Here is a 7,713-nt window from a genome sequence, read left to right as displayed (position 1 = left end):
CCCTTATTTTGCATTTTCTTTTCGTTCGCGCTTTTTTTCATCAAAACGGTGATAAATCAACTAAAACAACGGTAGAATTGATTATTTCAGCAGCAATTATCCCCCAACTCACGTAATATAATTGCTCAAGGTTATGTATTGGGACTAATTATGGAATTTAGTGAGCAGCAAACTGCTTCGCAAAAAAACATTTCTTATCTTATTGCCGAACAGCTAGGCCAAGAGATTTTGAAAGGCACTTATTTACCAAGCTCTATTCTTCCCAGTGAAATAGAGTTATCTGATAAATTCCAAGCCAGCCGCACAGCGATTAGAGAAGCGGTTAAGATGTTAGCAGCAAAAGGGATGTTACTTGCGCGTCCTCGCATTGGCACAAGAGTTATGCCTTCATCCCACTGGAATTTTTTGGATCAAGATCTGCTTAAATGGTGGATAAGCAGTGATGAACAAACGGTCGTTATTAGGCATTTTCATGTTGTAAGACTCGCGATTGAACCGCAAGCTTGCTACCTTGCCGCAAAACATGCCACAGACAAGCAAAATAATTTACTCAAAGCACTCGCCAATGAAATGCAATTATTAGAAAAGCAATTTGATAGGCAGCGTTGGATAGATGTTGATCACCGTTTTCATCTAACGATTTATGAAGCTTGTGCCAATCCATTTTTGATCTCCTTTGCCAATTTATTCCGTTCTGTCTATCAATTCTATTTTGATGCGATTACAGAAAATGACGTTATTGAAGTAGACATTCATCAGCAACTGGCAAATGCCATAATAAAAGGTAATAGCGCCAAAGCGTTTGATCTCTGCTATAAGTTATTAACTATTACTGGAAAACAGACCTAACACGATAACTTTCCATGTTTGCTTTAACTTTTTATTTAATAGGTTACCGATGTTAAAAACAGCTAAAAGCATGTCAGGCCTTCCATGGATAGCCGCAATGGCATTTTTCATGCAAGCCCTTGATGCAACCATTTTGAACACGGCGCTACCTGATATCGCCAAAAGCCTCCACCATTCACCACTCGCCATGCAATCTGCGATTGTCAGTTATACATTAACAGTTGCATTATTAATTCCTGTGAGTGGATGGTTTGCAGATAGGTTCGGCACTCGTCGCATTTTTATTATCGCTGTTTCACTGTTTTCCTTTGGTTCCCTTCTTTGTGCGCTATCACCGTCATTGACATTCTTAGTCACATCCCGCGTTATCCAAGGTATTGGTGGGGCAATGATGATGCCTGTTGCGCGCCTTGCATTGATCCGTGCCTATCCACGCAGTGAATTACTCCCAATATTAAACTTTGTTACTATCCCTGGATTAGTAGGTCCTATCTTAGGCCCTTTACTAGGCGGTGTATTAGTGACTTATGCCACATGGCATTGGATCTTTATTATCAATATTCCGATTGGTATTTTAGGGATCTTGTACGCCTTAAAATCAATGCCTGATTTTAAAATGCCAAAACGTAAGTTTGATGTTCTTGGGTTTATTCTCTTTGGCTTTGGTCTTGTCATGTTATCAGTCAGTCTGGATCTCTTTGGCGACAAGTCCTTGCCCGGTTACATTCCAGCATCCATCGTACTCGGTGGTTTTGTATGCCTATTTCTTTATGTTTTTCATGCTCGACGTATAAAACATGCCATCATTCCACTAAATTTATTTAAAACCCGTACTTTTAGTATTGGTATTAGCGGTAATATTGCCACTCGATTAGGGACAGGAAGTATTCCATTTTTGATGCCATTAATGTTGCAGGTTGGTTTTGGCTACGAAGCGGTTATCGCCGGTATGATGATGGCTCCAATGGCTATAGGGTCAATTATCGCAAAATCAGCAGTAACTCGGATACTGACTCGCTTTGGTTATCGAAAAACACTGTTTACCGTGACGGTCATTATTAGTTTTATGATAGCTCAGTTTTCTCTCCAGACCCCGACTATGTCTATCTATTTACTGGTGATACCTCTATTTGTGCTTGGTATGGTTATGTCAACGCAATTTACTGCGATGAATACGATTTGCTTAGCTGATTTAACAGATAATAATGCCAGTGCGGGGAATAGTATGTTAGCGGTGACCCAACAGCTATCGATCAGTTTTGGTATTGCAGTCAGTGCGGCAATATTGAGCTTCTATGAAGGCTTACCACATGGGAATACTGTAGATAATTTCCATTACACCTTTATAACTATCGGTGCCATTACATTACTTTCTGCATTTGTCTTCTTGTTGTTGAAGAAAAGTGATGGTCAAAACTTAATAAAAAATAAGTCTAAACCATCAGATAAGAACTAATTTCGTTTAACGGATTGGCGCTCAACCAGTTTGGGCGTCAACACCAAAACGTTAGCGTCGGCTTCAGGGTTATCCATCCGAAAAATAAGCTGGTCGACAGCCAATTTACCTAATTCATCTTTTGGTTGATGAATCGTCGTTAATGGCGGGATCATATAAGGTGATAAGTCGATATCATCGTAGCCAATGATTGAGATATCATCAGGTACTTTCAGTCCTTTACGAAATATCGCCTGATAAGCGCCAACGGCCATGGCATCATTCCCGGCAAAAATAGCTTTAGGTGGGTTAGCAAGCGCCAACAGTTTATTCATTGAATTAAAGCCACCAGCAAATTCAAAATCACTAAAAATAATATATTCATCAGGAATATTCAGCGATGCTTGCTTCATCGCCTGCATGAAACCTTGGAAACGCGCACGTGCTGGTGATTTGTCTTGGGGGCCTGCGATGCAAGCAATTTGGGTGAACCCCGCATCAATTAAATAACGTGCGGCAATCTCCCCGCCAAGAAAAGAGTTATCTTGAATAATATCGCCATCAGACTCAAAGGGAGACCAATCCATCATCACGGTAGGCACTGCGGGATAACGGGAAAGAACCTCTTTTGATGGCCCCTGAACTTCTGTACACATCATCAGTAAACCATCAACGCGTTTCTGTAATAGTGTTTCTAAACTATGATTCATCCGCTGAAGGTCGCCTTCAGTATTACAGAGGATCAAACTATAACCACGTTCATAACAACTGCGCTCAACCCCACGAACCACTTCTGCATAAAAAGGGTTATTACTGGTTGTCAGTAACATACCTATCGTATTAGTACGATTCATTTTTAAGCTACGAGCTAACGCCGATGGAGCATAATTTAGCTGCTCAATCGCATTTTTGACTCGTAATGTCACACTTTCGCTGACATAGCGATTTTGGTTGATGACATGAGAAACGGTGGATGTCGACACGCCAGCAAGGCGCGCAACATCTTTCATTGTTGCCACAAGCTATTCCTGTTGAGTTAAAAATGCATCGATTTCATTGCGCCATGGTACAGAGGGTTGTGCACCGGGTCGAGTTACCGCAATTGCAGCCGCTGCATGAGCGAAAACAATAGCCTCAGCATCACTTTTCCCTTCAAGTAAAGCGGTAACATAAGCGCCATTAAAGGTATCCCCTGCCGCAATTGTATCGACGGCTTTCACTTTAAATCCAGCGATAATTTTACCTGTTGAACCTTTTTCACTATACCAAACGCCTCTCGCCCCTAACGTAATCATGACTTTACTGATACCTTTATCATGCAATACTTGAGCTGCCGCTTGTGCGCTCTGATCATCTTTGACGGTAATTCCAGTCAAATGCTCCGCTTCTGTTTCATTTGGCGTAATAATATCGACTAAAGCAAGTAACGAGTCAGGAAGAGCTTGGGCAGGTGCAGGGTTTAAGATGACTTTTGTACTGTTTTTTTGTGCAATTTCCGCTGCTAACTGAACCGCTTCAATAGGGGATTCTAATTGCATCAGTACGGCATCTGCATCAATGATTTTTTGCTGATAGTGGTTCACTCTTTCTTTAGTTAAATGCGCATTGGCTCCAGCATGGATACCAATTACGTTTTCACCTTGTTGGTTTACAAAAATCAGTGCAACACCCGTTGTTTCATTATCAACGACATCAATACATTCAACATCAATATGATCATTTTTGAGCTGCGTTTTGATGCTTTGCCCAATGCTATCGTTACCGACGCAAGCAATAAATGTTATGTCAGCACCACTTCGTCCAGCAGCAACCGCCTGATTCGCACCTTTACCACCAAAAGCAACCTGATAGTGATTCCCTCTAACCGTTTCTCCCGGTTGCGGAAATTGCCCGATGTTTAGAATATGATCAGCATTGATACTACCTAAAACCACAAGTTTAGCTGCGCCCATAACATTTATTTCCTTTTGCCTTTTTTATTTTATTCGCAAATAGAGCAAACCGCCGTTAAGGGTAACGGCGGTTAATCTTTATTACTTTTTAACAACCAGTTCTAGTTCTACAGGTACTGTTGGCTCGACCTTTTCACCTTTCAAAACTTTATCGGCGATTTGTACACCTACAATGCCAATTTGATCAGGGCGCTGTGCAATTGTTGCGCCTAGTTTGCCCCCTTCAACCGCTTTAATACCATCATTGGTTCCATCGAACCCGACAACTAATACATCATCACGTCCTGCGGTTTGTAACGCTCTTAGCGCCCCTAATGCCATTTCATCATTTTGAGCAAATACCGCTTGCACAGTAGGATGCGCTGTCAGTAGGTTTTGCATCACGTTTAAGCCTTTTGTTCTATCGAAATCAGCAGGCTGGCTGGCTAATACATTAAATTTATGCTCTTTTGCACCGGTATTAAAACCTTCACCGCGTTCACGAGCAGCGGAAGTTCCTGTGATCCCTTCGAGTTGGATCACTTTGGCGTCGTTACCTGTTTTTTCAGCGATAAAATCTGCCGCCATCTTACCGCCCATTCGGTTATCAGAAGCGACATGACTGACTACATCACCTTTGTTAGCTGCGCGGTCTAGGGTGATAACAGGAATTTTTGCTTTATTGGCCATGATAATGGCATTCCCAACCGCATCTGAATCGGTCGGGTTAATCAACATGAGTTTAGTGCCACGAACAGTTAAATCTTGAACGTTAGCTAGCTCTTTAGCAGGGTTATCTTGAGAGTCGAGTACTATTAGTTCGTAACCTAATTTATCGGCTTCTTTTTGAGCACTATCTTTCATTGTCACAAAGAACGGGTTGTTCAGTGTGGAAATAACCAGAGCGATACTTTCTTTCGCCATCGCATTAACACTCACAGTAGCACTTAAAGCGACGGCTGATAGCAAGGTTGCGAGTTTTTTCATTTTCATAATCGTATTCCTGTAGGGTATAAGTTACTTTTTATTATCAACGAGTACGGCAAGTAAGATGACAACCGCTTTTACAATCATTTGATAGTTTGATGATATACCTAGTAAGTTTAAGCCATTATTGAGAAAACCTAAGATAAGAGCACCAATCAAAGTTCCAACAATGCGTCCTTTACCACCAGCCAGACTTGTACCGCCAAGAACAACAGCGGCAATTGCGTCAAGCTCATAACCATTACCAGCCATTGGTTGTGCTGACGACAGTCGAGCAACTTCAATAACACTCGCCAATGCCGCTAACAATCCACACAGGGCATAGACAATAATTTTAATTCTGTCGACATTAATGCCGGATAAGCGCGTCGCGGCTTCATTTCCACCCAATGCGTAGATATATCGACCCAAACGGGTGTGGTGTAATAGATACCATGCCGCGGCAAACACAATGATCATCAACCAAACAGGGGTCGGGATCCCGAAGGGACGACCAATACCAAACCAGCCGAAAAGATCCGCATTATCACTGAAACCTGTATTGATCGGGCTACCATCGGTATACACACGTGTCACCCCCCGCAATAACAACATCATGACTAATGTCGCAATAAAGGCTTGAACTTTACCTTTGGCGACAATCACCCCCGTACAAGCACCAATAGCAGCCCCAAGGGCTAATGCTCCCGCAACGGCGACGAAGGCATTCACATCAGCCCCCACCATCGATGCCGCAACAGCCCCTGTTAAAGCCAGTAATGAACCAACAGATAGGTCAATACCGGAGGTTAAGATCACCAACGTCATCCCCACAGCCATGATGGCGTTAACCGATGTCTGTTGCAGGATATTAAACAGGTTATTAAGGGTGAAAAAATTCGGGCTAAGGGATGAAACAATGGCAATTAACACTAATAATGCAATCAGTGATTTTTGCTCCATTAGCCATGCTTTACTGAACCAACGTTTTGAGGTTGTGGTATTCGATGTCATTCTGATAACTCCTGAACTGAGCCGTAGCTTTTGCCAACAGCGGCAGCCATTAAGACTTCTTGAGTGGCCTGTTTAGCTGAAAACTCACCGCTAATATGCCCTTCATGCATAACGAGAATGCGGTCACTCATCCCAATCACTTCTGGCATTTCAGAAGAAACTAAGATGATGCTCAGCCCTTCTTTTTTAAATTGGTTAATTAATTGATAGATCTCTTTTTTAGCCCCAACATCCACACCTCGAGTTGGTTCATCTAAAATCAGGACTTTAGGCCTTGTCATCAAACCACGCGCAATCGCGACTTTTTGCTGATTTCCTCCCGATAGGTTGCCAATAATCTGATCCATGGAAGGGGTTTTGATATTAAATAAGCGAATAAAGTCACCGACCGTCTGTTGTTCTTCTTTATGTTTAAGATTGCCGCCAGCACGACTAAAGTAACGAAGTGCTGTCAACGACATGTTCTCTTTGACGGACATGCCTAGTACTAAACCGTCACGTTTACGATCTTCCGAGATATAGACAATGCCGTTATTTAAACCATCTTGTGGCGTTTTTAATGAAATACTTTTGCCATCAAGGCGTACTTCACCTGATTTTTTTGTCGCAGCGCCGTAAATGATCTTCATTAATTCAGTACGCCCTGCTCCCATCAAACCAGAAACGCCTAGAATTTCACCGCTTCTCAATGAAAAGCTGGCATTATCGACACCAGGGCCTGATACATTTTCAACCTGTAAGCGAACCTCTCCCACCGGAACATGAATACGTGGGTATTGGTCTTCTAATTTACGGCCCACCATCATTTCAATCAGGGTTTCTTCTTCTAATTCTTTGACGGGTTTTTCACCGATAAATTGTCCATCACGAAACACGGTTACATCATCACAGATTTCAAAAATCTCTTTTAAGCGATGAGAGATATAAACAATTCCACGCCCTTGCGCTTTAAGCTCTTCAATAACTCGAAAGAGTGATGCTGTTTCCGTATCTGTGAGGGCATCCGTTGGTTCGTCCATGATGATGACTTGCGATTCAAAACTTAACACTTTCGCTATCTCAACCATTTGCTGTTCGCCAATAGAAAGCTCAGCGATCAATTGATGGCTGTCATAATCCAAGTTCAGGCGTTTTAGTAGCTTATCGGATTCACTGAACATGGTTTTCCAGTCGATTTTGCCGAATTTATTAACAAATTCGCGACCAAGGAAAATATTTTCAGCAATTGTCAGTTCAGGGATCAAATTAAGCTCTTGATGAATAATACCAATCCCTGCTTCTTGTGAATTTTTAGGGCCATGAAAGACCACTTCTTTCCCTAAATAACGGATAGCGCCAGCATCTTTACTATAGATACCTGTAAGCACTTTCATCATGGTGGATTTACCCGCACCATTTTCACCGACTAGCGCCATCACTTTTCCTGGGTAAACTTTAAGTGCAGCACCGTTTAGTGCTTTTACTCCGGGAAAAGACTTTTCAATGCCAATAAGCTCTAATAAAGGCTGCATACACACC

The 7,713-nt window shown here is 42.2% G+C and carries 7 protein-coding genes; 2 read left to right on the top strand and 5 right to left on the bottom strand.

Translation table 11 applies throughout. From position 1 onward, the window contains the following. Positions 1-150: 150 nt before the first annotated feature. Both PR699_RS16605 and mdtD read left to right on the top strand, forming a co-directional pair. Entirely contained in the window at positions 151-849 is a 699-nt protein-coding gene (locus PR699_RS16605; RefSeq protein ID WP_014657137.1) for a FadR/GntR family transcriptional regulator, read from the top strand. Between the two features lie 49 nt (positions 850-898). After that, positions 899-2,305 carry a multidrug transporter subunit MdtD gene (mdtD, locus tag PR699_RS16600; protein ID WP_004923945.1) on the top strand — a complete coding sequence of 469 codons (1,407 nt, stop codon included), beginning with the start codon at positions 899-901 and terminating at the stop codon, positions 2,303-2,305. Here mdtD and rbsR read toward each other — a convergent pair. The 5 genes from rbsR to rbsA form a co-directional block, all read right to left on the bottom strand. Further along, the gene (rbsR, locus tag PR699_RS16595; protein ID WP_014657138.1) at positions 2,302-3,303 is read right to left on the bottom strand and encodes a ribose operon transcriptional repressor RbsR; all 1,002 of its coding nucleotides are present in this window, start codon (positions 3,301-3,303) and stop codon (positions 2,302-2,304) included. The genes mdtD and rbsR overlap by 4 nt on opposite strands. Before the next feature lie 3 nt (positions 3,304-3,306). Beyond that, positions 3,307-4,236 (bottom strand): ribokinase, encoded by a 930-nt coding sequence (gene rbsK, locus PR699_RS16590; RefSeq protein ID WP_004923951.1) that lies wholly within the window; start codon positions 4,234-4,236, stop codon positions 3,307-3,309. Positions 4,237-4,317: 81 nt separating this feature from the next. Next, positions 4,318-5,208, bottom strand: a complete 891-nt coding sequence (gene rbsB / locus PR699_RS16585) for a ribose ABC transporter substrate-binding protein RbsB (RefSeq protein WP_014657139.1) — start codon at positions 5,206-5,208, stop codon at positions 4,318-4,320. Between the two features lie 24 nt (positions 5,209-5,232). Further along, complete coding sequence (rbsC, locus tag PR699_RS16580; RefSeq protein WP_004923956.1) at positions 5,233-6,195, bottom strand: ribose ABC transporter permease; 963 nt, start codon at positions 6,193-6,195, stop codon at positions 5,233-5,235. Next, positions 6,192-7,706 (bottom strand): ribose ABC transporter ATP-binding protein RbsA, encoded by a 1,515-nt coding sequence (gene rbsA / locus PR699_RS16575; RefSeq protein WP_004923958.1) that lies wholly within the window; start codon positions 7,704-7,706, stop codon positions 6,192-6,194. Before rbsA ends, rbsC begins: the two co-directional genes overlap by 4 nt. Positions 7,707-7,713 lie beyond the last annotated feature (7 nt).

Source organism: Providencia sp. PROV268 (assembly GCF_028477805.1).
In the GTDB taxonomy this organism is placed as follows: domain Bacteria; phylum Pseudomonadota; class Gammaproteobacteria; order Enterobacterales; family Enterobacteriaceae; genus Providencia; species Providencia stuartii.
This window is presented reverse-complemented; position numbering and strand designations above follow the sequence as displayed.